We start from the raw sequence: 22,683 nt of genomic DNA on the forward strand, positions 1-22,683 counted from the left end.
GCAGCTGGGAGGAGACGGGAGATGGCTATTTTCATTACCGGCGGAGCGCGCAGCGGGAAGAGCGATTTCGCGGAACGGTACGCGATGCGTCTGGCCGCAAGCGGGGTCTACATCGCCACTTCCCAAATCTGGGATGAGGAGATGCGGCAGCGGATCGGCTTGCATCAAGCTTCCCGCGCGGATTCCGGCTACTCGTGGCGGACGATCGAGGAGCCTTACGGGCTAGCCGAGACGCTGCGCGCGCTCGAGGCGCAATTCGCGGCGAGCGCCGCGCAGCGGCCGGCCGTCGTCGTGGATTGCCTCACGCTCTGGCTGAGTAACCAGCTGCTTCGGCTGGAGCCTGTTGAAGAAGCCGACGAGTCGGAAGGAGCGAGCGGCAGTATGGCCGTGAGCGACCGCATGGCGCCCGTTGAAGCGCAAGCGGGGGCAGATCGCGAGCCTCGAGGGGAAGAGTCCGCGGCAGCGGATTTGCCGATACGAGCGGAAGGCTTCGCGTCTGAATCGGATCATTTCGCGGCACGGCAGACGTATGTGGAAAATTTAGACGCGCTGGTCGATCAGCTAGCAGAGGCGGTCGCCGCTTATCGGGGGCCGCTGCTTCTCGTGACGAACGAAGTCGGCAGCGGCATCGTGCCCGCTTATGCGCTCGGCAGACGCTTCCGTGACGCGGCGGGGAGAATGAACCGCAAGCTCGCGAGCGTCTGCGAGGAGGCGTATATGGTCGTGGCCGGGTTCCCGCTCGATCTGAAGAAGCTGGCGTTTCGGCTGGAGGACGCGTGATGTTCTATACGCTGCAAGAGACGCTGCTTATTACGGCTGCGGCGATCGTCATCGACTGGGCGATCGGCGATCCGAGATGGCCGACGCATCCGGTCATCCTGATCGGCAGGCTGATCGGCAGGCTCGAACGTTGGCTCCGGCCGGAGAGCGCCGTGCTGTCGCCCGGCAAGCTTCGGCTTCGGGGCGTCGCGCTGGCGCTTATTACCGTGCTCACGGCCTATGCCGTGCTTGCTCTGGTCGTCTTCGCGGCGGATTGGATTCATCCGTATGTAGGCTACGCGGTGTCCGCTTGGTTCGTGTCCACGACAATCGCGGTCAAAGGATTGAAGGACGCGGCCATGCTGGTCTACCGGCCGCTCGCGGCGGGCGATCTCGACCAGGCGCGCCGCTATGCAGGATATATTGTCAGCCGGGATACGTCCGCCATGGACGAGCGCGATACGGCCCGATCAGCGATTGAGACCGTATCGGAGAATACGGTCGACGCCTTCGTCTCTCCGGTTGTGTTCGCGCTGCTAGGCGGCGCGCCGCTGGCGATGTTGTACCGCGCAGTGAACACGTTGGATTCGATGGTCGGCTACAAGAACGACCGATATTTGTATTTCGGCTGGTCGTCGGCGCGTCTGGACGATGTGCTGAACTATATTCCGGCGCGGCTGGCCGCCTTGGCGATGACCTTGGCGGCCGCGCTGCTGCCAGGACTGTCGCCGGCAAGGGCGATTCGGGCGGTGTTCATCTTCGCGAAACTGCACCCAAGCCCGAACAGCGGCCTTCCGGAATCTGCGGCTGCCGGCGCGATCGGCATCGAGCTCGGGGGCCGCAACGTCTATTTCGGACGGGTCAGCGAGCGCGCGCGAATGGGTTGGCCGCTGCGGCCGCTGGCGGCGAAGGATATCCTAAGCGCGGTAAGACTGTTGTACGTGACGAGCATCTTGATTTTCATGGGGGTTATCGGGACATGGCTGTTCGTTCGTTCATAGCGGGACTGCAGGCGGCGGGCGCCGCCTTCCAGCTGCTCACCCGCATCCCGGTGCCGGTTCAAATTCCGTTCACGCGCGACGTGCTTGCACGCAGCGTCGCCGCTTATCCGCTAGTGGGAGCGGCAATCGGTCTGCTGACGGCCGCTGCCGGCTGGCTGCTCCAGGGAGCAATTCCTTCTATGCCGGCGGCAGTAATCACGCTGCTCGTATGGGTCGCGCTGACAGGCGCGCTTCATCTCGATGGACTCATGGATACCGCCGACGGCGTGCTTAGCCATAGAAGCCGAGAGCGAATGCTGGAAATTATGAAAGATAGCCGCGTGGGCGCGATGGGCGTCATCGCGGCGGTTATCCTGCTGCTGCTCAAATTCAGCTTGCTCGCCGAGCTGCTCGGAGCGGGAGCGATGACTTCCGTCGCCCCGCATCTGGCTGCCGCTTGCATGTGGAGCCGGCTCTGGATGGCTGCCTCCATGATATTCTGGCCCAACGCGCGCGGCAACGAAGGACTTGGCGGCATGTTCGCCGGCGTGGCAGGCCGTCATATCGCGGGGGCGGTTATCGTACATACCTTCATACTATTCGGTATCTATGCGGCATTCGGATACAGTCTGATAGAGGCGGGAATATGGTTCGCTGCCGGTGCGGCAGTGACGCTGCTTGCGGGCGGCGCGTGCGGATGGTGGCTGAGCCGGAAGCTCGGCGGGTTGACCGGCGACACGTACGGGGCCATGAACGAGCTGCTGGAGGCGGCGCTGCTGCTGGCAGCATGCGCCTGCATGATGTAAAGGATGAAGAGAGGAGCTGACGGCTCATGTTGGAGAAATTCGGCCATGGCGGCGATCTGCTGACGGCCCAGGAGCTGTATGGCATCCCGGCGGAGCGATTCGCCGACTTCAGCGCGAACATGAATCCGTTCGGACCGCCCGCCATCGTCGGCGAGCTGCTGCGCGCGTATGCGGATGCGATCGGCCGCTACCCGGATCCCGCGGTGCGCGGACTAAGACGGAAGCTGGCCATTCATCATGGCATCCGCGAGGACGAGCTGCTCGTCGGCAACGGGGCGGCGGAGCTGATCGATCTCGCCGTACGCGTGCTGAAGCCGGCCGAGGTGGTGCTGGCGCAGCCGTGCTTCGTAGAATACGGCGATGCCGCGCGCAAGAGCGGAATTCCGATCCGGACAATTCAGCTTGCGCCGGCGGAGCGGTTCAAGCTGAGCGCGGCTGATGTGGAGCGCACGGTTCGCGAACTTCGCGAAGCTGGCAGACAGGCGGGGGATGCGATCTGGTTTCTGGGGCATCCGAACAACCCGACCGGGCAGCTGATCGAGCCCGAGACGATCCGGCTGCTGGTGGATAGGGGAGAGCGCGTCTTGTTGGATGAGGCGTTCATGGATTTCGTCTTGAATGCGACGCGGTACAGCTTCCTCGGCGAAGCTGCCCGTACGAAAGGCGGACGTCTAATCGTCATCCGGTCGATGACGAAATTTTACGCCATTCCGGGCATCCGGCTCGGTTATCTGGTCGCAGACTCGGCCACGGTTGCTCTGCTGAAGGAGCAGCAGGTGCCCTGGAGCGTCAACTCGTTAGCACAGTCGATTGGCGAGGCGGTGCTGGATGAGGAAGAATACGCGCGGCGGACGATGGCATGGCTGCAGGAGGAGCGCGCTTGGCTGACCGGACAGCTGGAAGAGCTCGGGTTGATCGTCGCCGAAGGTCACGTGAATTACGTGCTCTTCCGTATTCCGCTTTCCCTCGGCCTAACTGCCGGCGAGCTTCAGCGCAAGCTTGGCGAGCGGGGCGTGCTCATTCGCGATGCGTCGCATTTCGAGGGCTTGGACGAGACATACTGCCGGATCGCGGTGAGATTTCGGGAAGAGCACGATCGGCTGCTCCATAACTTACGGGAAGTGCTGCGCGAGAGACGCGGCAGCACGGATGCCGTCCGTGTTCGCGTCCCGAATGATGCGGCCGGTAAGGAGGGCGAGAGCCGATGAGAAGACCGGCGCGTACGGTCATGATTCAAGGGACCGCCTCCGACGCGGGCAAGAGCGTCATCAACACGGCAATCTGCCGGATTTTGACCGAGGATGGCTATAAGGTTGCGCCGTTCAAGTCGCAGAACATGTCGCTCAACTCATACGTAACATGGGATGGTAAGGAGATTGGCCGCGCCCAAGGCGTTCAAGCGGACGCCTGCGGCATACTGGCGACGACGGACATGAACCCCATTTTGTTGAAGCCGAAGAAGGACATGGTGTCGCAGGTGGTCATCCACGGCAAGCCGATGGGGGATTATGCGGCGCGGACCTACCGCGAGCAGGTATTGCGGGAAGCCGAGCCCATCGTGCGCGGCGCGCTGGATCGGCTGCGCTCGGCATACGACGTCGTCGTGCTGGAAGGTGCGGGCAGTCCGGCCGAAATCAATCTGAAAGACCGGGATATCGTCAACATGCGCGCTGCCGCCTGGGCCGAGGCGCCTGTCGTGCTCGTCGCCGATATTGACCGGGGCGGCATGTTCGCCGCGATCGTCGGCACGATGGAGCTGCTGGAACCGCACGAGCGGGAGCGGGTATGCGGGTTCATCGTCAACAAGTTCCGCGGCGACGTATCACTGTTGCAGCCGGGACTAGACTGGCTCGAGGCACGAACGGGCAAGCCGGTGCTGGGCGTCGTGCCGTTCCTTCCGGATCTTGGCATCGAGGATGAGGATTCGTTGTCGCTGGATGGGAAGCTGGCTGCCGCTAGAGCATCCGGGAGGCTGGAGAGCGCAAGCGGTGACGACGGTCTGGGCGTGGCCGGTCGCGACGAGCGCGTGGACGGAGCTGGCGGGGGGCAGGCCAGAGCGTCTGAGGTGCTGCTCGATATCGCCGTTATCCGGCTGCCGCACATCTCGAACTTTACCGATATCGATCCGTTGCTGCAAGAACCTGATGTACGCGTACGGTTCGTGCGCGACGCGCGGGAATGGGGAGCGCCGCATATCGTCATCATTCCGGGCAGCAAAAACGCGGTTGACGATCTGGCGTATTTGCACGATAGCGGTCTTGCGGGGCTTATTGAAGGACACCGCGCGGGCGGAGGCGACGTCGTCGGTATTTGCGGCGGTTACGAAATGCTCGGGCTGCGTCTGTTCGATCCGCTGCATGCGGAATCGGACCGGGACGTAACGGACGGTCTGGGTTGGTTTCCGTTCGAAGTGACCTTCGCGGCGGAGAAGCGAACCGTGCGGGTACAAGGCACGGCGAGCTTGCCGGGGCTTGCGGAAGCTTATCCCGTGGAAGGGTACGAGATCCATATGGGCTCGGTAAGCTGGCGGGAGCGGGCTGAAACAAACGCGACGATTGTCCGTGCGGCTGCCGAGAAGGAGCAAACATTCGCCAATGCGACCGACGGGGAAGCGATGGCGAGCGGGCGGCATATTGGCTCGCCGGGGCCGGGAGCATCGATTCGTCCGTTCCGCCTGAAGGAGCATGAGGCGGCAGACTATTTCGCGGAAGGCTGCTCGTCGGCGGATGGCAGGGTATGGGGCACCTTCCTGCATGGCGTTCTCCATAACGACGAATTCCGCCGGGCATGGCTGAACCGGGTGCGGGCATCGCGCGGCATGGCGCCGATTGCGGCGATCGTGCCGACGCGCAAGCGCCGCGAGGCAGCATTCGACAGGCTTGCTGCGCACGTCCGCGAGCATGTCCGGGTCGACCTGCTTAAGCAGCTGATGGGTCTGGAAGCGGGAGCGGATTCGCGATGAGCCAGCCTTTTCGCGGAGAGGGCGAGCTTTATTGCGCCAAGCTATGGCCCGGGCTCGACATCCGTTTCGTCGACGGGGATCATTTGCTTGCGCGGTCGGACCGCGTGCTTGAGACGGTTAGCAGCGCCGTGTATGGCGGCGGGCGCGGGAAGGCGGACCATTTCGTGAACCGCAAGGTGCCGCTCAGCTATAACGAAGATGACCCCGTACTGGATCTGGCCGCGATAATCGGCCGCAGCGGCTATCCGGCGCATGCCACGGTCGGACTGTTGACGGCGGCCAAGCTGACGCACGCGTCGGTAATCGAGGCATCGGGAGACCGGTTCAACGCATTATGCATCAGCACGGCGGGGATCGGCAACGCGGCTCGGGCGGGCGTGGAGCGGCCGGTGTTCTCGGCGTATGCAGCAGGGACGATTAATACGCTCGTCTTCATTGACGGGCAGTTATCCGAAGCGGCCATGGTGGGCGCGCTCATGACGGCGACGGAGGCGAAAGCCGCCGCGCTGCAGGATTTGGACGTGAAGGACCCGCTGGACGGGCGCCTCGCGACCGGCACGACGACGGATTCGGTCGTGATCGCGGTTAGCCAGTCCGAGCGGTTCGAAGCTTGCCATGCCTACTGCGGGGCGGCCACCTCGATCGGCAACCTGCTCGGCCGCATGGTGTATGAATCGGTGCATGAGTCGGTCCGAACGCGCAACGAGAAGTAGCGGCTCCTTACAACGGAATCTATACCAAAAACCTCCTGTTTATCTGCTTGCGCGGATGAACAGGAGGTTTTTGGCATGACGGGAGATTGATGACGGAATCGCAAATCAAGGATCGATGACGGTAAACATGCCCGTCATGCCGGGCGCGTGATTTTTGAACCCGAACCGCTCGTAGAACGGCTCTTTCCCTTCGGAAGCGAACAGCCCGACGAATGCGGTGCCGCTCTTAACCCGGCGCGCTTCGATTTGAGCCATTAAACATTCGATGATCAATTTGCCTAAGCCGTGCTTCTGATGGTCGGGCAGTACCGCAACGTCTTGAATATAGAAATACAGCGCGCCGTCGCCGACGATGCGCCCCATGCCGACGACCTCGCCATCATGGACGACGACGACGCCGGAGATGGAATGGTCGAGCGAGTTTGCCGCCGTCTCGGGATCGATGTGTCCCCAGCCGACCGATTCCCAGAGGAAACGATGTTCGGCCGGGGTAGGGAGGCGTTCGATTAACGTGTAGGGAGATGCTGACATAAGAGCCTCCTTGGAATTGCTTAGTTATGGGTTAACGCCGCGAGCTGCTCGTCCGTCACCACGACCGGTTCCTTCGGGATGAGGTCAAGACGGAACGCCCGAATGAGCTCCTTCGTGCTGACGGGCTCCGGTCGATCGAGCAGGCCGCTCATAGCCGCCAGCCAGCCGACGATTCGTTCGGGCGCCACGCCGGCTTGTCGCAAGCCGGCCAACGAGATCGCACCGTGGCGTTTGGCCAGCCGTTTGCCGTCGGTGCCATTCAGCAGCGGCACGTGGGCGAAGCGCGGCGCAGGCAGGCCTAGCGCTTCGTACAGCATGAGCTGACGCGGCGTCGAGTCGAGCAAATCATAGCCGCGCAGCACATCGGTGATGCCCATGGCCGCGTCGTCGGCGACGACGGCCAGCTGATAGCTGATGATGCCGTCGGCCCGTCTCACGACGAAGTCGCCTCCGCTGCCGGGCGGGAAGCGCTGCTCGCCCGCGGTCAGGTCGACGAAGCTCATCGCCTCATCCGGCACGCGAAACCGCAGCGATGGCATCTTCGTCTCGGCTCGACGCGCCTGTTCTTCGCGGGTCAGGCTGCGGCATGTGCCCGGGTAAGCGGGGCCTTCGCTGCCCAGGCCGTGCGGGGCGCTGGCGATGGCCATCAGTTCCGCACGGCTGCAGTAGCATGGATAGAGCCGGCCGTCCTGCTCGAGTCGGTGCAAGGCTTCCTCATACATGGGGATTCGCTCGCTCTGCACATAAGGGGCGAACGGCCCGCCCACGTTGGGGCCTTCATCCCAGTCGAGTCCGAGCCAGCGCAGATCGGCAAGCGCCTGCTCGGCCAACTCGGGCTTGCAGCGAGGCGTGTCGATGTCTTCCATCCGCAGCACGAATTGGCCGTCCTCGCTGCGGACATGCAGCCAGGCAAGCAGCGCCGTCCGCGCGTTGCCGATATGCATGAGGCCGGACGGAGTCGGGGCGAATCTGCCTCGCATCCTCGTCATCGTATTCCTCCGTTCTTGCCACCTGTAATTCGGTGCCTATTACTAGGGTTGTGATTGCTGGCGGGGCGGGGCGCATGGCGCCCGATGCGTCTTTTGATCAAGCCTAATGATAGCATGTGGGGTTGGGGGTCGCAACGAATGGTCTCTTGTGGTACCGTTCCCCCGTCTCTATCTTTTGCGAGGGTAGACACCTATAATAGAAGGGGTTGCCTGAACCATCAGGCTGTCTTGAATTTATCGTTGCAAGGAGCCGTACGCGATGAAAGAATTACCGATCGATAGCGTTCTGCCCGAATTGGCGGACGTTCTGAATATAGGCCGTAATGCGGTACTGGTCGCGTCGCCGGGCGCGGGCAAGACGACCCGGGTGCCGCTGGCGCTGCTGGAGGCGCCATGGTTGGGCGGCCAACGTATCCTCATGTTGGAGCCGCGCCGGATCGCCGCCCGTTCGGCGGCGCGATTCATGGCCGCGTCCCTCGGCGAGAAGCCGGGAGAGACGGTAGGCTATCGGGTTCGTATGGACACGAAAGCGGGGCCGAGGACGCGCATCGAAGTGGTGACCGAAGGAGTGCTGACCCGGATGCTGCAGCAGGATCAAGCGCTTGAAGGCGTCGGAATCGTCATCTTCGACGAGTTCCACGAACGGCATCTTCAAGGTGATCTCGGGCTTGCCTTAAGCTTGCAATCGCAAGGTCTGCTGCGCGACGATCTGCGTCTGCTCGTCATGTCGGCGACGCTCGAAGCGGAACCGGTCGCGTCGCTGCTCGGCGACGCGCCGGTCATCGTCAGTGAAGGCCGGGCGTATCCGGTCGATACCCGGTACATCGGCGTACGCCAGCAGGAGCGGATCGAAGCAGCCTGCGCCCGTGCGGTGACGGAAGCGATCCGCCAGGACGAAGGCGACGTGCTCGTCTTCCTCCCCGGCGCCGGCGAAATCCGGCGGGTTCATTCGCTGCTGTCCGCCGCGGGGCTGCCTTCGCATGTCCGCATTATGCCGCTGTATGGCAGCTTGCCCGCCGAGGCGCAGGACAAGGCGGTCGCCGCAGCCGAACCCGGCGAGCGCAAAATCGTCCTCTCGACGTCGATCGCGGAGTCGAGCGTCACGGTCAAGGGCGTCCGGATCGTCGTGGACGCCGGTCTGAGCCGAGTGCCGCGCTTCTCCGCGCGCACGGGTATGAGCCGGCTCGAGACCGTGCCGGTATCCGTCGCGTCGGCGGACCAGCGCCGGGGTCGTGCTGGCAGGGAAGGCAGCGGCGTCTGTTACCGGCTGTGGACGGAGGAACAGCACCGGATGCTCAAGCCGCAGAGCACGCCCGAGATCCAGGAAGCGGATATGGCGCCGCTTGCGCTCGAGCTCGCCGCATGGGGAGTGGCCGATCCCGCCGAGCTGCAGTGGCTGGACGCGCCGCCCGCGGCGGCTTACGGACAAGCGGTCTCGCTGCTGGTCGAGCTCGGCGCGCTTGAACCGGCTCAGCCGGACAAGCCGACGGCCCATGGCCGCAGCATGGCGGAGCTCGGCATGCATCCGCGTCTCGCGCACATGATTCTGAAGGCTGAGCCGCTCGGACTAGGCGCGGCTGCGTGCGAATTGGCTGCGCTGCTCAGCGACCGCGACCCGCTGCGCAGCCGCAGCATTGACGTTCGGCTGCGGCTCGAAGCGCTCCGCGGCAAGCGCATCGCCGCGGAAGCGGACGAGGCGGCGCTTCGCCGCCTTCAGGCGGAGGCGGCTGCTTGGCGAAGAGAGCTCGGGATCCGCGATGGCGGAGCGGAGCGAGATATCGAGTTGACCGGCGTCTTGCTTGCACTGGCATATCCGGATCGGATCGGCAAGCGGCGCGGCGACGGCCGATTCCTGCTGAGCGGAGGCCGCGGCGGCGCCATCTCGGAGCTGCAGCCGATGTCGGCCTCGCCGTATCTAGTGGCGGCAGAGATGACGGATGGCGGAACGGACGGCGAAATTCGGCTCGCCGCGCCTATCTCGGCCGAGCAGCTCGACGAATATTGCGCGCCTCTAATCCGGGAAGAGACGGAAGTGGCGTGGGACAAGTCAGCGCAAGCCGTAAGGGCAAGACGGCGCGTTCGGCTGGGCGCGCTGACGCTGCAGGAAGGCCCGGCACAGAACCCGGACCCCGCGCGCGTCATGCAAGCGCTGTTCGAGGGCTTGCGCCAGCAAGGACTCGAGCTGCTGCCGTGGACGAAGCCGGCGCGTCAGCTGCAGGCGCGCGTCGAGCTCATGCGCCGACACAATCCGGAGTGGCCGGATGTGTCGGACGAAGGGCTGTCCGCCACGTTGGAGCACTGGTTGGCCCCATATGCATCGGGCATGCGCAGTCGCAACGATCTAGGGCGGCTCAATATGACGGCGATCGTCGAAGGGCTGCTTAGCTGGTCCGAGCGGCAGAGTCTTGACCGCGAGGTGCCGACGCATTTGACCGTGCCCAGCGGCTCACGCATTCCGGTCGATTACAGCGACCCGGAGGCGCCATCGCTCCCGGTTCGGCTGCAGGAGCTGTTCGGCTTGGCGGAGACGCCGCGCATCGCGGGCGGCAAGCTGCCGATCACGCTGCACCTGCTGTCGCCAGCTCAGCGTCCGGTACAGGTAACGCGCGATTTGGCGAGTTTTTGGCGGGAAGCGTATTTTGAGGTGAAAAAGGATTTGAAGGGACGGTATCCGAAGCATTACTGGCCGGATAATCCGCTGGAAGCGATGCCGACGAACCGGGCGAAGCCCCGTTCGTAGCATTTGCACGGCAGCATCCAGCCATAGGGAGGAGAGAACGCGCTCGATGATCGCGATTATCATTTATTTGATTCTGATTAACATTGCAGCCTTCATGCTGATGGGCAGCGACAAAGCGCTGGCGCGGCAGGGGAAGCGCCGGGTATCCGAGCGTCGCCTGATGACGTACGCGGCGGTCGGCGGCTCGGTCGGAGCGTACCTCGGCATGCGGGCGTATCGCCACAAGACGAAACATGCGAAATTTTTCATCGGCCTGCCAGTCCTGGTCATCGTGCACGTCGTGGTGTTGGTGGCGTTGTTCCGGTGGTTGTTGTTTAGTTGAAAGAGGAAGCCAAATGTGTCGGAGTCCCATGTTTGGCACCAATTGACTCCTCCTTCGCCATTATGCTATATTTACCTTTCGCCGGGCGCGCCACGCGCCTTGCATCTATACGACAAATCACAGGCCGCATGAATTCCATGCGGCTTCTGGTTTCAATACACCATCAGCATCCGGAGGAGGAAGCTGATTATGGGGGGTAACTGACATGAATGCTCAAAGTGCCTTTCAACACGAATCGAAGCGTCTAGCGGATGTGCTGGGGCATATCGGACATCAACTGGGCGCGATCGGGCCGCGTTACACGGGAAGCGATTTCACCGAGCAGATGATCGACCTGCAGAACGAGCAGCGCAGAGAGCGGCTAGAGGTGTCGAAGCGGGAGCCGTATTTTGGTCGGCTGGATTTTCAGGAAGACGAACAAGGTGAAGTCAAGCCGCTCTACATTGGCAAGGCGGGCGTCGCGCATGAGAAGACGAACGACTTGCTCGTCGTTGACTGGCGTGCGCCGGTGGCCAGCTTATTCTACGCCTTTAGCGGCGGGGAAGCGCCGGTGACGTACGAATCGCCGGACGGCACGATCGAAGGGACCGTCCATCTCAAGCGCAACCTGATGGTGCGCGACAGCGCGTTGGAGCGGCTGGTCGACAGCTACGTGCGCGGCCAGGAAGACGAGGCGGTGACCGACGAGTTCCTGCTCTACCGGCTCGGCGAGAGCAAGGACAACAAGCTTCGCGACATCGTCTCCACGATTCAGCACGAACAGGACCGCATTATCCGGACCGAGAAGAACAAAGCCGTCTTCATCCAAGGGGTGGCCGGTTCGGGGAAGACAACGGTCGCGCTGCACCGGCTTGCCTTCTTGCTTTATCAGTACGCGGGGCGCATCCGCGCAGAGCGGATGGTCATTTTCGCGCCGAACCGGATGTTCCTTGATTACATTTCCGGCGTGCTGCCGGAGCTTGGGGTCGGCGATATTTTGCAGACGACGTACACCGAGTGGGCGCTCGAAACGCTGCACAACGCGGTGCGGATGGACGATAGCGCCGACGCGCTCGCCTATTGGTTCGAGCATCCCCGTACCCGCGAGCAAATGGAGCGCTCGTCCGGCCGGCTGAAGGGCAGCATCCGCTTCAAGGAAGCGATCGACGCCAAGCTTACGGACATCGAAGCGAGGCTGCTGCCCGAAGAACCATTCGAGCCGATCGATCGACTCGTGCTGAGCACGGCGAAGATGCGCGAATGGCTCGCGACCGACGAGTCGGGCGAGCCGCTCATGCGCCGCCGCGAGCGGCTCGTCAGCCGGCTTAAGCGGTGGTTCGAATCCGAGTGGAAGGCGCGCCGGTTCACCGACAAGAAGGTGAAGGCGAAAGCGACAACCAAGCTGAACGCGTACGCCAAGAAAATCCCTTCGTACACGGCCGAGGCGTTCTATGCGGCGCTAATGGACGATGAGACGGTGGGCGGCCTGCTCCCGGCTTCCGTGCGGACGGAGACGAAGAAGCGGGTGAAGAAAGGACTTGTCGCTGCAGAGGATCTCGCGCCGCTCGTCTACATTCACTTGCGCCTATTCGGCACGGAGCGCGCGAGCTACGATCACATCGTCATCGACGAAGCGCAGGACTATTCGCCGTTCCAGCTCGAATCGCTGCGCCTGTGCCAGCGCCAGCCGTCGATGACGGTGCTCGGCGATCTGCAGCAGGGCATTCACGGTTATGCGGGCATCCACAGCTGGCGGGAGCTGTCCGACCTGTTCGAAGCGGACGAACGCGGTTACTTCGAGCTTGACCGCAGCTACCGGTCGACGATGGAAATCATCGAATTCGCGAACCACGTCCTGCGCGGCATGGGCGGCGAAGTGAAGCCAGCCGTGCCGGTATTCCGCAGCGGCGAGCCCGTCGATCTGATCGAGGTGGGCGAAGACGAGCGGCTCGCGCGGCTGACGGATACGGTCAAGCAGTGGCGGGAGGGCGGCGCGTACAAAACGATCGCGGTGCTCGGACGAACGGCCGCCGCATGCGAGGCGATCGGCGAGCGACTGGCGCAAGCGGGCCTTGCGGCATCGGTCGTGCGCAGCAAGCAGGAGGCTTACGGCGGCGGGCTGACCGTCGTGCCGGTGTATTTGGCCAAAGGGCTCGAGTTCGATGCGGTCATCGTCGCCGACGCCGACGCGGCCAGCTATGGACAGGATGACGCGAAGCTGCTCTACGTCGGCTGTACGCGCGCGCTGCATAAGCTGACTTTGTTTCACAGCGGGCAGGCGACGAGCCTGATTGCCCCGCAAGCCGATTAGTTCCCGACGTCGGAGGTCCAACGGATCTCCGGCGTTTTTTTTGTTCGTCGGATATCATCACGGTGCGGCGCCCACGCTATGGGAAAGACGCCCCGCGGATAGCAGGCTTGTCGCGATCTGCCTCGTACGGCGTGCTGGTGAGACAATTCGGAGTTGCTAGCGGCGATAAGGCGAGCATGTCTAAGAAGCCGGCAACGCCCCGTCTGAAGTCGGGTTTTCGCGGCAATGCGGCAATTACGTGCATCCTCGTATTCGTCCCGCGCGTACGAGTGTACTAATGATTAAAGGAAGAGAAAAGGAGCGTGCCGATATGTCGGAGCGACACGAACAAGACGCGGTTGCAGCACCCGCGAGCCAGGAAGAATCTCAAGCAAGCGTAATGACGCAAACGGGAAGCGAGAGCGCAGCACGCGAGGCGGCGGTAAGCGACAACGCGAGTACGACGGGGGCACCGGGCGGTGCTGCGAATGAAATACAGCCAGCTGCCAACGGACAGGAAGGAAAACAGGCCAGCGGCGACAACGTTAGCGGAAGCGGGATGACCGAAGTTGACCAAGCCGCCAGCGGATCATCGGTGCAATCGGCCACAGAGGGAACGCCGTTCCCGTCAGCCCATCAGCTAGAGCAGACGTCGGTCCATACGGTGCCGTCTTCACCTCCGCCGGAGACGAAGGAGCAGCTTCGGGCCGCCCTCCAATCGATCGAGACATGGGAGAAGGATCAGAAGGATATTTGGTTCTTCGAGAAGCTGGGCCGGATACCGTTCATGCTGCTCGACAAGTTGACGCCAAAAATGCTGCAGCAGAAGATTGGCCAAGCGCTGGACGAAGTCGGCAGCTACGTGCAGACGGGCGGCCGTTATCTAATCTCCGAACGCGAAATTTTGCGCAAGATGCAAGCCGATTCCATCGCGCAAGTATCCGGGATGCCGCTTGCGAACATGAATACCGTCGCGGCCGGTTTGGCGAGCAGCCGCAAGTCGCTGGCCACGATGCAAGGCGCGACGACCGGATTCGGCGGCGTCTTCACGCTCGCGATCGACGTCCCGGCGCTGCTGGGGCTGTCGCTGAAGGTCATCCAGGAGATCGCGATTTGTTACGGGTATGACCCGAAGCTGAAGGAAGAGCGAATCTTCGCCGTAAAATGCCTACAGTTCGCGTCCTCGGACATTGTCGGCAAGAAGGCGATTCTCGACGAGCTGTCGCTGTACGGCCGGAAGCGATCGCATGACCAGATGGCATCGCAGCTGCAAGGCTGGCGGGAGGTCATCATGGTGTACCGGGACAATTACGGGTGGAAGAAGCTGTTTCAGCTCATCCCGGTCGCGGGTATGATTTTCGGCGCGTTCATCAATCGGGGTACGCTGCAGGATGTGGCCGAAGCGGCCACGATGCTGTATCGTAAGCGCAGAGTGCTGGAGCGGCTGGATCAGCTGGGCTGAACGCGAAGGCGCAGGCGCGGATGTAGGATGAAGGATGAAGGATTAAGGATTAAGGATAAGGATAAAGGATAAAGGCTGAAGAACCTCGGGCACCGTCGTAGGACGATAACCCGAGGTTCTTTGGCTTACATAGAGATAACCGCCTGAGCGGCAAAATCGTTGCGGATCAAATCCGCCGTCATTTGACCGCCGAGCGCGGTCATCGGGATACCCCCGCCCGGATGGGTGGCCCCGCCGACGAAATAGAGCTTGTCGACGATGGCGCTGCGGGCCGGGATCTTAAAGCCTCCGTTCCGCTTCCGGTCAGCGGCGACTCCATACAGCGAACCGCCGGTCGCGCCATAGAGCGCCTGCAGATCGTCAGGGATAAAATCGTATTCGAACTCGATCGCGGCGCGAAGCCCGGATGCGCCCATGCGCTCGAGCTTGTCCAGCACGAGGTCGCGGTAATAGTCCCGGCGATACGACCAGCTCTCGCCTTCGCCGATCGGCGGCACATGGGTGACGACGACCCAGTTTTCTTTGCCCTCCGGCGCCTGGGTCGGATCGGTCTTGCTGGAGATGCCGACATAGACGGTCGGATCCTCCGCGGGCAGCTTCTCGTGGAAGATTCGGCGGTATTCGCGCGCCGGATCTTCGGACATGAAGTAGTTGTGATGCCGCAAATTCGGGTACGAACGACCGACGCCCAGCAGCAAAATATGCGCGGATGCCGATGGGGCGTACCGGGCGAGCTTGCGCACGGCGTCATCCCGCCTTGGATGATCGGCGAGCAGCGTGGCATAGGCCGGTATAGCCTCCCGGTTGCACACGATGGCGTCGGCCAGCATGAACTCGCCTCCGCGCACCCGGACGCCGACCGCCGCGCCGCGGTCGACGACGATCGATTCGACTTCGGCGTTCGTCCGTATCTCTACGCCCAGCTCGTCCAGCAGCGCGAGCATCGCGCGGGCGATATTGTACATGCCGCCCTCGACGTAGTAGAGTCCGAGGCCGAGCTGCATGAACGCCAGCTGCGAGAGCAGCGCGGGCGCGGCCATCGGTGACGAGCCGGTCTGTACCGAGAACAGATCGAATAGCTGGCGAATGCGGGGATCTTGGAAGTAGTGCGCCGTCGTCTGGGCAACGGTCTTCCGCGAATCCAGCGCAATCCGCTCCTTCAGCGAGTGAAGCTGCCGCAGATCGGGCGCACCGCTCAAGCTGTGCTTATAGAAGCTCTTCAAGCTCATGTCGTACAGCTTGCGCGCATGCTCCAAATAGGGCAGCAGCCGCTTGCGGTCCCGCGGCGAGACGGCGCCGATCGCGTCCAGCATCCGGGCCAGGTCGCCGCTTAAATCCAACTCCGTGCCGTCCTCATACAGGACGCGCCATTGCGGCTCCACTCGCGAGAGCGTGACGTAATCGGACAATCGGCGCCCAGCCGAAGCGAACAGTCGCTCTAGCACCCAAGGCATCGTAAGCGAAGAGGGCCCGGTATCGAACGTAAAGCCTTGGCCCGCGCGTATGTTCAGTTTTCCTCCGGCCCGCTCGTTCTTCTCCAGTACGACTACCTCGCGGCCGTCCGCCCGCAGCCGGATGGCCGCGGCCAACCCGCCGATGCCGCCGCCGATGACAATGACTTTTTTGGCAATATCGGACATGCGAATGTTCCTCCTCCAATGTGCGCAGTAGGGATTCGGATTACCCGTGCAGGCAGTCCGATCTATAGCTTCCATTCTTTACCCATCCTGAGGTGGACATACGGTTGGATCGGACGGCAACTCGACATTTTTGCAAACCTTAAGGAAGCTCATGTCGTCTACTAATTGTAAAAACATCCAAGGAGGCGAAATCGTGAACAAGTCGATGCTCGTCGCTTCGGCTGCCGCGGCGCTGATCGCGGCGGCGGTCATCTGCGCGCAAGCCGAGACGGACATGGAAACCGGCGCTATGCTGGAGCCTCGACCGAAGATCAGCAGGCTCGATTATGAACAGACGGCTCCCATCCTTGCGGCGGTGAATGCCGGCAAGCTTCCGGTCTCCGCGCTTGAAGGCGCCCGGCAGCTGTTAACGGATCGTCCGCATTTGTTATCCGAGGAACGCGCCGCCGAAGCGCGGGAAGCCGGTATTAGGCCGGTTCCATAAACGCACGCCGCAATTCGATTCCGCCGTCGCCCTAAAGACCTCCACTTCAAGGCTTTTCGGCAAGATGCGCTTTCATCTCTCTAGAATCTGGTTACAAACAACGTAACGCCAATTCGAAGGAGATGATCGAATGAAAGCCGTCACGTTCCAGGGAGCGAAGGATATTCAAGTCAAAGAGGTCGAAGCGCCATCGATTCACAAGCGGGACGACATTATCGTCCGCATCACGTCGACCGCTATTTGCGGATCGGACCTTCATATCTACCAAGGAGCCGTTCCCGCGCGTAAGGACTACGTCATCGGTCACGAGCCGATGGGAATCGTCGAGGAGGTCGGCCCTGACGTCACGCGCGTGAAGAAGGGCGACCGCGTCGTCATTCCGTTCAACGTCGCCTGCGGCACGTGTCATTACTGCCGCCACGACATGGAGAGCCAGTGCGACAATTCGAATCACAATCCGGAGCTGGATACCGGCGGGTACTTCGGCTTCACGGAGCGTTATGGCGACTATCCAGGCGGACAAGCCCAATATTTGCACGTGCCGTACGGCAACTTCATGCCATTCGTCGTTCCGGCGTCGTGCGAGCTCCCGGACGAGTCGCTGCTCTTCATGTCCGACGTGCTGCCTACCGCTTATTGGACGGTCGAGAACGCGGGCGTCAAGAAGGGCGACACCGTCGTCGTGCTCGGCTGCGGGCCAGTCGGCTTGATGGCGCAGAAGTTCGCGTGGATGAAGGGCGCCGGCCGGGTAATCGCCGTCGACAACCTGCCGTACCGGTTGACCAAAGCGAAGCAGATGAACCAGGTCGAGACGTTCAATTTGGAAGACTACGACGATATCGGAGGGTTCCTGCGCGAGCAGACGAAGGGCGGGGCCGACGTCGTCATCGACGCGGTCGGCATGGACGGCAAGAAGTCCGCCCTCGAGAAGCTCGGCCAGAAGCTGAAGCTGCAGGGCGGCACGCTGAGCGCGGTACATATCGCCATCGAGGCGGTGCGCAAGTTCGGCACGATCCAGCTGACGGGCGTGTACGGCTCGAATTACAACATGTTCCCGCTGGGGCGGCTGTTCGAGCGCAACATCTCGCTGCGGATGGGCCAGGCGCCGGTCATCCACTACATGCCGCTCCTGTTCGACAAGATCGTAAGCGGCGAATTCGATCCGCGCGAAATCATCACGCACATCGCGCCGATCGAGCATGCGAGCACGATGTACCAGATTTTCAACGACCATGAAGACGATTGCATCAAAGTCGTGTTGAAGCCGTAGCTGTCAAGCTGCCGTTCGACGCGCGAATGATCGCAGGCCCCCGCCCGGCTTCCGGGCCAGGGGGCTTGTTGGCGTCCTTCGACCTTGCTCCCTTGAACCAGACATAGTTAGCCGCCATGGCCCAACTGCCGCGTTTTTCGCCGTGTTCCTCCCCGTTCGATTATGCTATGCTAATGGCTTGGACGCCGTAGTTCGTCTAGCGAATCTTACGGGCAGGACTAGCCGTTAGGCAGGAAGTTTTTTTGGAAGCTGAAGGGGGATGCAAGGCATGGGAATCGAAGTCAAACAGGCGGACATGGCGGATTTGGACGAGGTAGCCGGGCTGTTCAACGCATACCGGGTGTTCTACGGACAACAGCCGGATCTTGAAGGAGCGCGAGCTTTTCTGTTCGATCGGATGGCATACCGCCAATCCGTTATTTTTATCGCGAGGGACGAAGCAAGAAAGATGGCGGCGGGGATCGCGCAGCTGTACCCGATCTTCTCCTCGGTGTCCATGGAACGCGTGCTCGTGCTGAACGACCTGTTCGTCGCGGAAGCGCACCGCAAGGGCGGCGTGGGGCAGCGGCTGCTGGATGCGGCCAAGTCGTACGCGGTATCCGCGAAAGCGAAGGGGCTGCAGCTGTCGACGGCCGCGGACAATGAGACTGCTCAACGGTTGTACGAGCGCAACGGCTTCGAGCGGGACGTGGACTTCTATCATTATTTTTTGCGAACGAACGGCCAATAATGGAAGCGGGAGGCGAACATTACATGGAGAAAGTCATGTTTATCGAGCTGGGCATGGGCACGGATCTGCACGGACAGAACATTACGAAAGCGGCGGTGCGCGCCGTCCAGAATGCCATTCACCACAATTCGATGCCCGGTCTGCGCTCGGTGCTGCCAGGCGGCAGTTTGGACAACATGAAGGTGAACGTGAAGCTAGCCGTCCCATGCGACCGGGAGCTGCTCGATCATGCCGCGGTCAAGGCCGTGCTTCCTTACGGCACGGTCACGATCGAGGTTGTCGAGGGCGGCATGCTGACGACGAGCGGCGTCGTGCTGCCGGACAAGGACGACAAGAACGATCTCATTTACGTCGTCGTTGCCTCGGTTGAAGTAGGGTATTAGACAATAGGCTTAACGAGGCGGCATTCCTGCGAAGGGATGCCGTATTTCGCTGCCGATCTTAGAGAGGGACGATTCAGATGCAGCCATTCTCGGCGCTTCTAGGGTTGCCAATTATGGTAATATAATACCAAGAGTGTCGCGACATTGCTTAAGCATCTATCCACGATCGGGATGGAGGGCGGCATCATGAAAGCGCTGTATACTTCAACGTTGTTCGGGCTGCTGGCATTGGGCGTCGCTGGGGGCTGCACGGATGCGCCTCCGAATGCGTCGGGCACGACCGTCCCGGTTACGCCGGTTCCGGCATCCGCCTTGCCAGCCGAATCGTCAAGCTCCAGAATCGAGCAGGTCCGCATATCGAGCCAGGCGCTGAATCGGGATATGACGCTATCCGTCTACCTTCCACCGGGATACGATCCCGACGTGCGCTATCCGGTGCTGTATGCGCTCTATGGCTATGGAGGCACGCATGCGTCGTGGTTCGATTATTTGTCCATGGACGACGTCGCGGACCGGCTTATTCGGGAAGGCCGCCTGCAGCCGCTTCTTATCGCATCGCCCGATTATGGGAACAGCTTCGGCGTCAATTCGAGCGTGGAAGACGGACCTGATCCCGGCTCGGTCAGCATCGGCCGCTACGAGGATTATTTGATTCGGGAGGTCGTTCCGTACGTGGACAGCCATTACAGCACGCAAGGCGACAAGACGGGGCGGTATGTCGGCGGCGCGTCGATGGGCGGTTATGCCGCGCTGTACCTTGGCTTCAGTTACCCCGAACTGTTCGGCAAAGTTGGCGCCCACAGCGCCGCATTGTGGACGTATTCGCCATCGGATCTGTTCACCGACCAGCGCGATTGGTTGTATGCGTCCGATGCGCTGCGCGCCAGGCGAGACCCGTTCAAGCTGGCGTCGCGGGAGAAGCTGGCAGGGATGCGCGTCTATCTGGATGCGGGGGAGGGTGACCCGTTATTTGTGCCGGATCAAGCGCTCTACGAAGCGCTGAAGGCGCAAGGTATCGACGCCGTCTGGTCCCCGGCTCCGGGCGGACACAACGTCAGCTATTGGAGCAGTCAGCTGGAGCGCTACCTGTTGTTCTACGCAGGCAAGGAGTAAAGAGGCTGCAGAGGATCGGTTTGGCTGGCGCGAATCGAAGGGTAATTGAATCGGAATGGGGGATATGAGGATGGAAGATAGGATTGTGCGTCATGACGAGGTGGAGCTATATACGGAGAGCTTCGGCAATCCCGGAGACCCGGCCGTGTTGCTGATTATGGGTGCGCAGGCGTCGCATATCTGGTGGGAAGAAGCGTTCTGCGCCAAGCTGGCGGATGCGGGCCGCTTCGTCATTCGTTACGATAACCGCGACACCGGCCGTTCGTCGGGCTGCGAACCGGGCAATCCTGCTTATACGTTCGAAGACATGGCGGACGACGCCATGCATATTCTGGATGCGTACGGCATCGCGCAGGCGCATATCGTCGGGATCTCCATGGGCGGCTTACTGACCCAAATCCTCGCGCTGCGCCATCCCGGCCGCGTGCTCAGCGTCACGCTGCTGGCCACGTCCAATTTCGCGCCGGATCTGCCGCCGATGGAGGAGAAGGTCTTGGCGTTCTTCGCCCAAGCGGCCGATATCGACTGGGCGAACGACGAGGCGGTCGTGGAGTTCGGCGTTGACAAATGGCGCGTGCTGGCCGGATCGGCCCATCCATTCGACGAAGGTCGCGTGCGCGAGCTGGCAAGAGAAGAAGTGAAGCAAAGCGAGGATATGGCGCGCATCAACAATCACGGCTTGCTGTCGGGCGACGAATCGTATTTGGCCCGCACGGCGGAGATCACGGCACCTGCGCTAGTCATCCACGGCACGGAGGATCCGATCATCCCGCTGCCGCACGGCGAAAGGCTGGCCGACGTGATACCGGGCGCGGCGCTGCTGCGGCTCCCCGGCACGGGACACGAAGTCCATCCGGATGACTGGGAAACGATCCTCGGTGCGATCGTTCGGCATACCGGCCAGGCGTAGGGAGCGGAAGTACGAGCTGCATGAAGGTGAGGTTGCGGGCCTGACCCTCGCGAATAGATCAGGGACGGCCGCTCGGTAACCGGGTGGCCTTCTCGGCCTGACCGGCGTTAGCCGAGTCGGGCCGTCAGAATACGCGCACAGAATCATACGTCGCTGCCGTTTGCGATAAAAAAAGACAGTCCAATGGCTTGAACATTTGGTATGCTACTATCATCAAACGCGCGAACATGCGCGGATCGGGGAGGGAGGCCCATGCGGTCCGATTCGGCCATCCAACCCGCAATCGACTACGTCGAAGCGAATCTGGGCGAACGGCTTACGCTTGCGCGCATTGCCGACGCGGCCGCCATGTCGGTCCCGAATTTATACCGGCTGTTCTATGCGGTGACCGGCCATCCGATCAAGACGTATATCCGGAACAGGCGAATCAGCGAGGCGGCGAGTCTGCTTCGCCATACTGCGCTGCCGGCGATCGAGATCGCGTTCGATTGCGGCTTCGATACCTACCAGACGTTCCTGCGCACCTTCAAGCGCATGACCGGCCTGACGCCCGGGCAGTATCGGGAAGCGGCCTCCATCTACAGCTTTGAGCCCATCGACTTGCCCGAACCGGCTTCGGCGGCGGAGGCGCGCGAGTCGCACGGGCAGCTGTCCGACGTGAGGGTGATCCATCTCCAACCGAGACGGGGAATCGGCTATCTGCATGCGGCCGCCTTCGAAGAAGGAATCGAAGATGCGGCGATGGCGCGATTCCGCGAGCTGCTGGCCTTCGCGGGCGTGGATATCGGCCAGGCCCGACTGTTCGGTTGGAACGTGGATCTGCCGGAGGGGGATGACACGTCCTGCTGCGGGTACCAGCTTGTCGCCGTCTGCGAACAGGCGGTACCAACCGCGTTATGCGGCCTGCAGCCCGTGTCGCTGCCAGAAGGTCTGCATGCCGCAGTCTGGGCGCCGGCGAGCCCTGCGTCCGCGGTGACGGCCGCCTGGAACGGACTGCTCGGCGAATGGTTGCCGCGCAGCGCCTTCGAGCTGCGGAGCGGAATCTTCCTGGAAGAATACCAGCAGTTCGGCGGGCAGATCGCGCGGATGAAGCTGTACCTGCCCGTCGTTCGCGGCCGGGGAGCTGCTTCGCTTGCCATCGCGGACCGGCCGCCGGTCAGCGGCATCTCGTTCCGGGCTCAAGGCGAGCGATGCGAATCGCAGGCGGATGAAGCAGCCGTCCGATGGTTGGCCGAGCGGATGCCGCGGCTGACGCGGCGTCCTCGGCTGTACGTCAACCGCGGCTCTTCGCAAGGCGGTGAGCCGTATTGCCTGCTCGTCCTGGCGTTCGACGGCGGCATTGAGCCGGGAGCGGGCGCAGTCCAGACTGTGCTTGAGGGCGGATTGTTCGCCTGTCTGCGAACCAACGTATACGGACCGATGGACGGGGTGATCGAGACCGTGCATCGGTTTCTTGCCGGATCGTCCGAATACAAACTGGATGCGAGCAGGATCGGATACGTTTATTTCGAAACGGATTCGGAAGCTGGGCTTGCGACACGGGCAACGGGTGAGCAGAGGCCGCTCTCGGCGACCGCGGTATGCTGTGTGCCGATCCTGCGGCGCCAGACATAAGGAGGG

The 22,683-nt window shown here is 62.2% G+C and carries 20 protein-coding genes; 17 read left to right on the top strand and 3 right to left on the bottom strand.

Annotation, left to right across the window (positions count from 1 at the left end; genetic code table 11):
* Nucleotides 1-21: 21 nt before the first annotated feature.
* From cobU to ACFFSY_RS27990, 6 genes are read left to right on the top strand one after another with little or no spacing between them, the layout of a single operon-like run.
* A complete protein-coding gene (gene cobU, locus ACFFSY_RS27965; RefSeq protein WP_377500358.1) occupies nt 22-780 on the top strand; it encodes a bifunctional adenosylcobinamide kinase/adenosylcobinamide-phosphate guanylyltransferase in 759 nt (252 codons plus the stop codon).
* Nucleotides 777-1,760, top strand: coding sequence for an adenosylcobinamide-phosphate synthase CbiB (gene cbiB / locus ACFFSY_RS27970; protein ID WP_377500360.1), 984 nt, complete (start codon nt 777-779; stop codon nt 1,758-1,760). The genes cobU and cbiB overlap by 4 nt, the downstream gene beginning before the upstream one ends.
* Complete coding sequence (gene cobS, locus ACFFSY_RS27975) at nt 1,739-2,545, top strand: adenosylcobinamide-GDP ribazoletransferase (RefSeq protein ID WP_377500362.1); 807 nt, start codon at nt 1,739-1,741, stop codon at nt 2,543-2,545. Before cbiB ends, cobS begins: the two co-directional genes overlap by 22 nt.
* A 26-nt stretch (nt 2,546-2,571) precedes the next feature.
* Complete coding sequence (gene cobD, locus ACFFSY_RS27980; RefSeq protein ID WP_377500364.1) at nt 2,572-3,753, top strand: threonine-phosphate decarboxylase CobD; 1,182 nt, start codon at nt 2,572-2,574, stop codon at nt 3,751-3,753.
* Nucleotides 3,750-5,507: a cobyric acid synthase gene (locus tag ACFFSY_RS27985; RefSeq protein WP_377500366.1), complete on the top strand. Its 1,758-nt coding sequence runs from the start codon at nt 3,750-3,752 to the stop codon at nt 5,505-5,507. Before cobD ends, ACFFSY_RS27985 begins: the two co-directional genes overlap by 4 nt.
* Nucleotides 5,504-6,220: an adenosylcobinamide amidohydrolase gene (locus tag ACFFSY_RS27990; RefSeq protein ID WP_377500368.1), complete on the top strand. Its 717-nt coding sequence runs from the start codon at nt 5,504-5,506 to the stop codon at nt 6,218-6,220. The genes ACFFSY_RS27985 and ACFFSY_RS27990 overlap by 4 nt, the downstream gene beginning before the upstream one ends.
* A gap of 105 nt (nt 6,221-6,325) precedes the next feature.
* Here ACFFSY_RS27990 and ACFFSY_RS27995 read toward each other — a convergent pair whose 3' ends face one another.
* Both ACFFSY_RS27995 and gluQRS read right to left on the bottom strand, forming a co-directional pair.
* Complete coding sequence (locus ACFFSY_RS27995) at nt 6,326-6,751, bottom strand: GNAT family N-acetyltransferase (RefSeq protein ID WP_377500370.1); 426 nt, start codon at nt 6,749-6,751, stop codon at nt 6,326-6,328.
* A 20-nt stretch (nt 6,752-6,771) separates the two neighbouring features.
* Nucleotides 6,772-7,740 (bottom strand): tRNA glutamyl-Q(34) synthetase GluQRS, encoded by a 969-nt coding sequence (gene gluQRS / locus ACFFSY_RS28000; RefSeq protein WP_377500372.1) that lies wholly within the window; start codon nt 7,738-7,740, stop codon nt 6,772-6,774.
* A 259-nt stretch (nt 7,741-7,999) separates the two neighbouring features.
* Here gluQRS and hrpB point away from each other — a divergent pair, with 259 nt between their 5' ends.
* The 4 genes from hrpB (at nt 8,000) to ACFFSY_RS28020 (ending at nt 14,533) form a co-directional block, all read left to right on the top strand.
* Nucleotides 8,000-10,480, top strand: a complete 2,481-nt coding sequence (gene hrpB / locus ACFFSY_RS28005; protein WP_377500374.1) for an ATP-dependent helicase HrpB — start codon at nt 8,000-8,002, stop codon at nt 10,478-10,480.
* Nucleotides 10,481-10,526: 46 nt separating this feature from the next.
* A complete protein-coding gene (locus ACFFSY_RS28010; RefSeq protein WP_377500376.1) occupies nt 10,527-10,802 on the top strand; it encodes a DUF1294 domain-containing protein in 276 nt (91 codons plus the stop codon).
* A 205-nt stretch (nt 10,803-11,007) separates the two neighbouring features.
* A complete protein-coding gene (locus ACFFSY_RS28015; protein WP_377500377.1) occupies nt 11,008-13,092 on the top strand; it encodes a HelD family protein in 2,085 nt (694 codons plus the stop codon).
* A gap of 643 nt (nt 13,093-13,735) precedes the next feature.
* A complete protein-coding gene (locus ACFFSY_RS28020) occupies nt 13,736-14,533 on the top strand; it encodes an EcsC family protein (protein ID WP_377500459.1) in 798 nt (265 codons plus the stop codon).
* 125 nt (nt 14,534-14,658) lie between these two features.
* On the opposite strand, the gene ACFFSY_RS28025 is transcribed toward ACFFSY_RS28020, so the two are convergent.
* Entirely contained in the window at nt 14,659-16,173 is a 1,515-nt protein-coding gene (locus tag ACFFSY_RS28025) for a phytoene desaturase family protein (protein WP_377500379.1), read from the bottom strand.
* A gap of 193 nt (nt 16,174-16,366) precedes the next feature.
* On the opposite strand from ACFFSY_RS28025, the gene ACFFSY_RS28030 reads away from it, so the two are divergent.
* The 7 genes from ACFFSY_RS28030 to ACFFSY_RS28060 all read left to right on the top strand — a co-directional run bounded on the left by ACFFSY_RS28030 (nt 16,367) and on the right by ACFFSY_RS28060 (nt 22,677).
* Nucleotides 16,367-16,657 carry a hypothetical protein gene (locus ACFFSY_RS28030; RefSeq protein ID WP_377500382.1) on the top strand — a complete coding sequence of 97 codons (291 nt, stop codon included), beginning with the start codon at nt 16,367-16,369 and terminating at the stop codon, nt 16,655-16,657.
* Nucleotides 16,658-16,787: 130 nt separating this feature from the next.
* Nucleotides 16,788-17,927, top strand: a complete 1,140-nt coding sequence (locus ACFFSY_RS28035; RefSeq protein ID WP_377500385.1) for a zinc-dependent alcohol dehydrogenase — start codon at nt 16,788-16,790, stop codon at nt 17,925-17,927.
* A 268-nt stretch (nt 17,928-18,195) separates the two neighbouring features.
* Complete coding sequence (locus tag ACFFSY_RS28040) at nt 18,196-18,657, top strand: GNAT family N-acetyltransferase (protein ID WP_377500387.1); 462 nt, start codon at nt 18,196-18,198, stop codon at nt 18,655-18,657.
* A gap of 23 nt (nt 18,658-18,680) precedes the next feature.
* Nucleotides 18,681-19,040 carry a Lin0512 family protein gene (locus tag ACFFSY_RS28045; RefSeq protein ID WP_377500389.1) on the top strand — a complete coding sequence of 120 codons (360 nt, stop codon included), beginning with the start codon at nt 18,681-18,683 and terminating at the stop codon, nt 19,038-19,040.
* A gap of 186 nt (nt 19,041-19,226) precedes the next feature.
* Entirely contained in the window at nt 19,227-20,153 is a 927-nt protein-coding gene (locus ACFFSY_RS28050; RefSeq protein ID WP_377500391.1) for an alpha/beta hydrolase, read from the top strand.
* Nucleotides 20,154-20,223: 70 nt separating this feature from the next.
* Entirely contained in the window at nt 20,224-21,063 is an 840-nt protein-coding gene (locus ACFFSY_RS28055; protein ID WP_377500393.1) for an alpha/beta fold hydrolase, read from the top strand.
* 252 nt (nt 21,064-21,315) lie between these two features.
* The gene (locus ACFFSY_RS28060) at nt 21,316-22,677 is read left to right on the top strand and encodes a helix-turn-helix domain-containing protein (RefSeq protein ID WP_377500395.1); all 1,362 of its coding nucleotides are present in this window, start codon (nt 21,316-21,318) and stop codon (nt 22,675-22,677) included.
* Nucleotides 22,678-22,683: the final 6 nt, after the last annotated feature.

This window comes from Paenibacillus aurantiacus, from assembly GCF_042431225.1.
Taxonomy (GTDB): Bacteria; Bacillota; Bacilli; order Paenibacillales; family Paenibacillaceae; genus Paenibacillus_Z; species Paenibacillus_Z aurantiacus.

What these genes read in the sequence shown, in the direction of transcription:
- ACFFSY_RS28035 (WP_377500385.1), top strand. Translation starts at nt 16,788, where the DNA reads ATGAAAGCCGTCACGTTCCAGGGAGCGAAGGATATTCAAGTCAAAGAG.
- ACFFSY_RS27990 (WP_377500368.1), top strand. Translation starts at nt 5,504, where the DNA reads ATGAGCCAGCCTTTTCGCGGAGAGGGCGAGCTTTATTGCGCCAAGCTA.
- ACFFSY_RS28060 (WP_377500395.1), top strand. Translation starts at nt 21,316, where the DNA reads ATGCGGTCCGATTCGGCCATCCAACCCGCAATCGACTACGTCGAAGCG.
- cobD (WP_377500364.1), top strand. Translation starts at nt 2,572, where the DNA reads ATGTTGGAGAAATTCGGCCATGGCGGCGATCTGCTGACGGCCCAGGAG.
- ACFFSY_RS28025 (WP_377500379.1), bottom strand. Translation starts at nt 16,173, where the DNA reads ATGTCCGATATTGCCAAAAAAGTCATTGTCATCGGCGGCGGCATCGGC.
- gluQRS (WP_377500372.1), bottom strand. Translation starts at nt 7,740, where the DNA reads ATGACGAGGATGCGAGGCAGATTCGCCCCGACTCCGTCCGGCCTCATG.
- ACFFSY_RS27995 (WP_377500370.1), bottom strand. Translation starts at nt 6,751, where the DNA reads ATGTCAGCATCTCCCTACACGTTAATCGAACGCCTCCCTACCCCGGCC.
- ACFFSY_RS28050 (WP_377500391.1), top strand. Translation starts at nt 19,227, where the DNA reads ATGAAAGCGCTGTATACTTCAACGTTGTTCGGGCTGCTGGCATTGGGC.
- cobU (WP_377500358.1), top strand. Translation starts at nt 22, where the DNA reads ATGGCTATTTTCATTACCGGCGGAGCGCGCAGCGGGAAGAGCGATTTC.
- ACFFSY_RS28055 (WP_377500393.1), top strand. Translation starts at nt 20,224, where the DNA reads ATGGAAGATAGGATTGTGCGTCATGACGAGGTGGAGCTATATACGGAG.
- ACFFSY_RS28045 (WP_377500389.1), top strand. Translation starts at nt 18,681, where the DNA reads ATGGAGAAAGTCATGTTTATCGAGCTGGGCATGGGCACGGATCTGCAC.
- ACFFSY_RS28015 (WP_377500377.1), top strand. Translation starts at nt 11,008, where the DNA reads ATGAATGCTCAAAGTGCCTTTCAACACGAATCGAAGCGTCTAGCGGAT.
- cobS (WP_377500362.1), top strand. Translation starts at nt 1,739, where the DNA reads ATGGCTGTTCGTTCGTTCATAGCGGGACTGCAGGCGGCGGGCGCCGCC.
- ACFFSY_RS27985 (WP_377500366.1), top strand. Translation starts at nt 3,750, where the DNA reads ATGAGAAGACCGGCGCGTACGGTCATGATTCAAGGGACCGCCTCCGAC.
- hrpB (WP_377500374.1), top strand. Translation starts at nt 8,000, where the DNA reads ATGAAAGAATTACCGATCGATAGCGTTCTGCCCGAATTGGCGGACGTT.
- ACFFSY_RS28010 (WP_377500376.1), top strand. Translation starts at nt 10,527, where the DNA reads ATGATCGCGATTATCATTTATTTGATTCTGATTAACATTGCAGCCTTC.
- ACFFSY_RS28040 (WP_377500387.1), top strand. Translation starts at nt 18,196, where the DNA reads ATGGGAATCGAAGTCAAACAGGCGGACATGGCGGATTTGGACGAGGTA.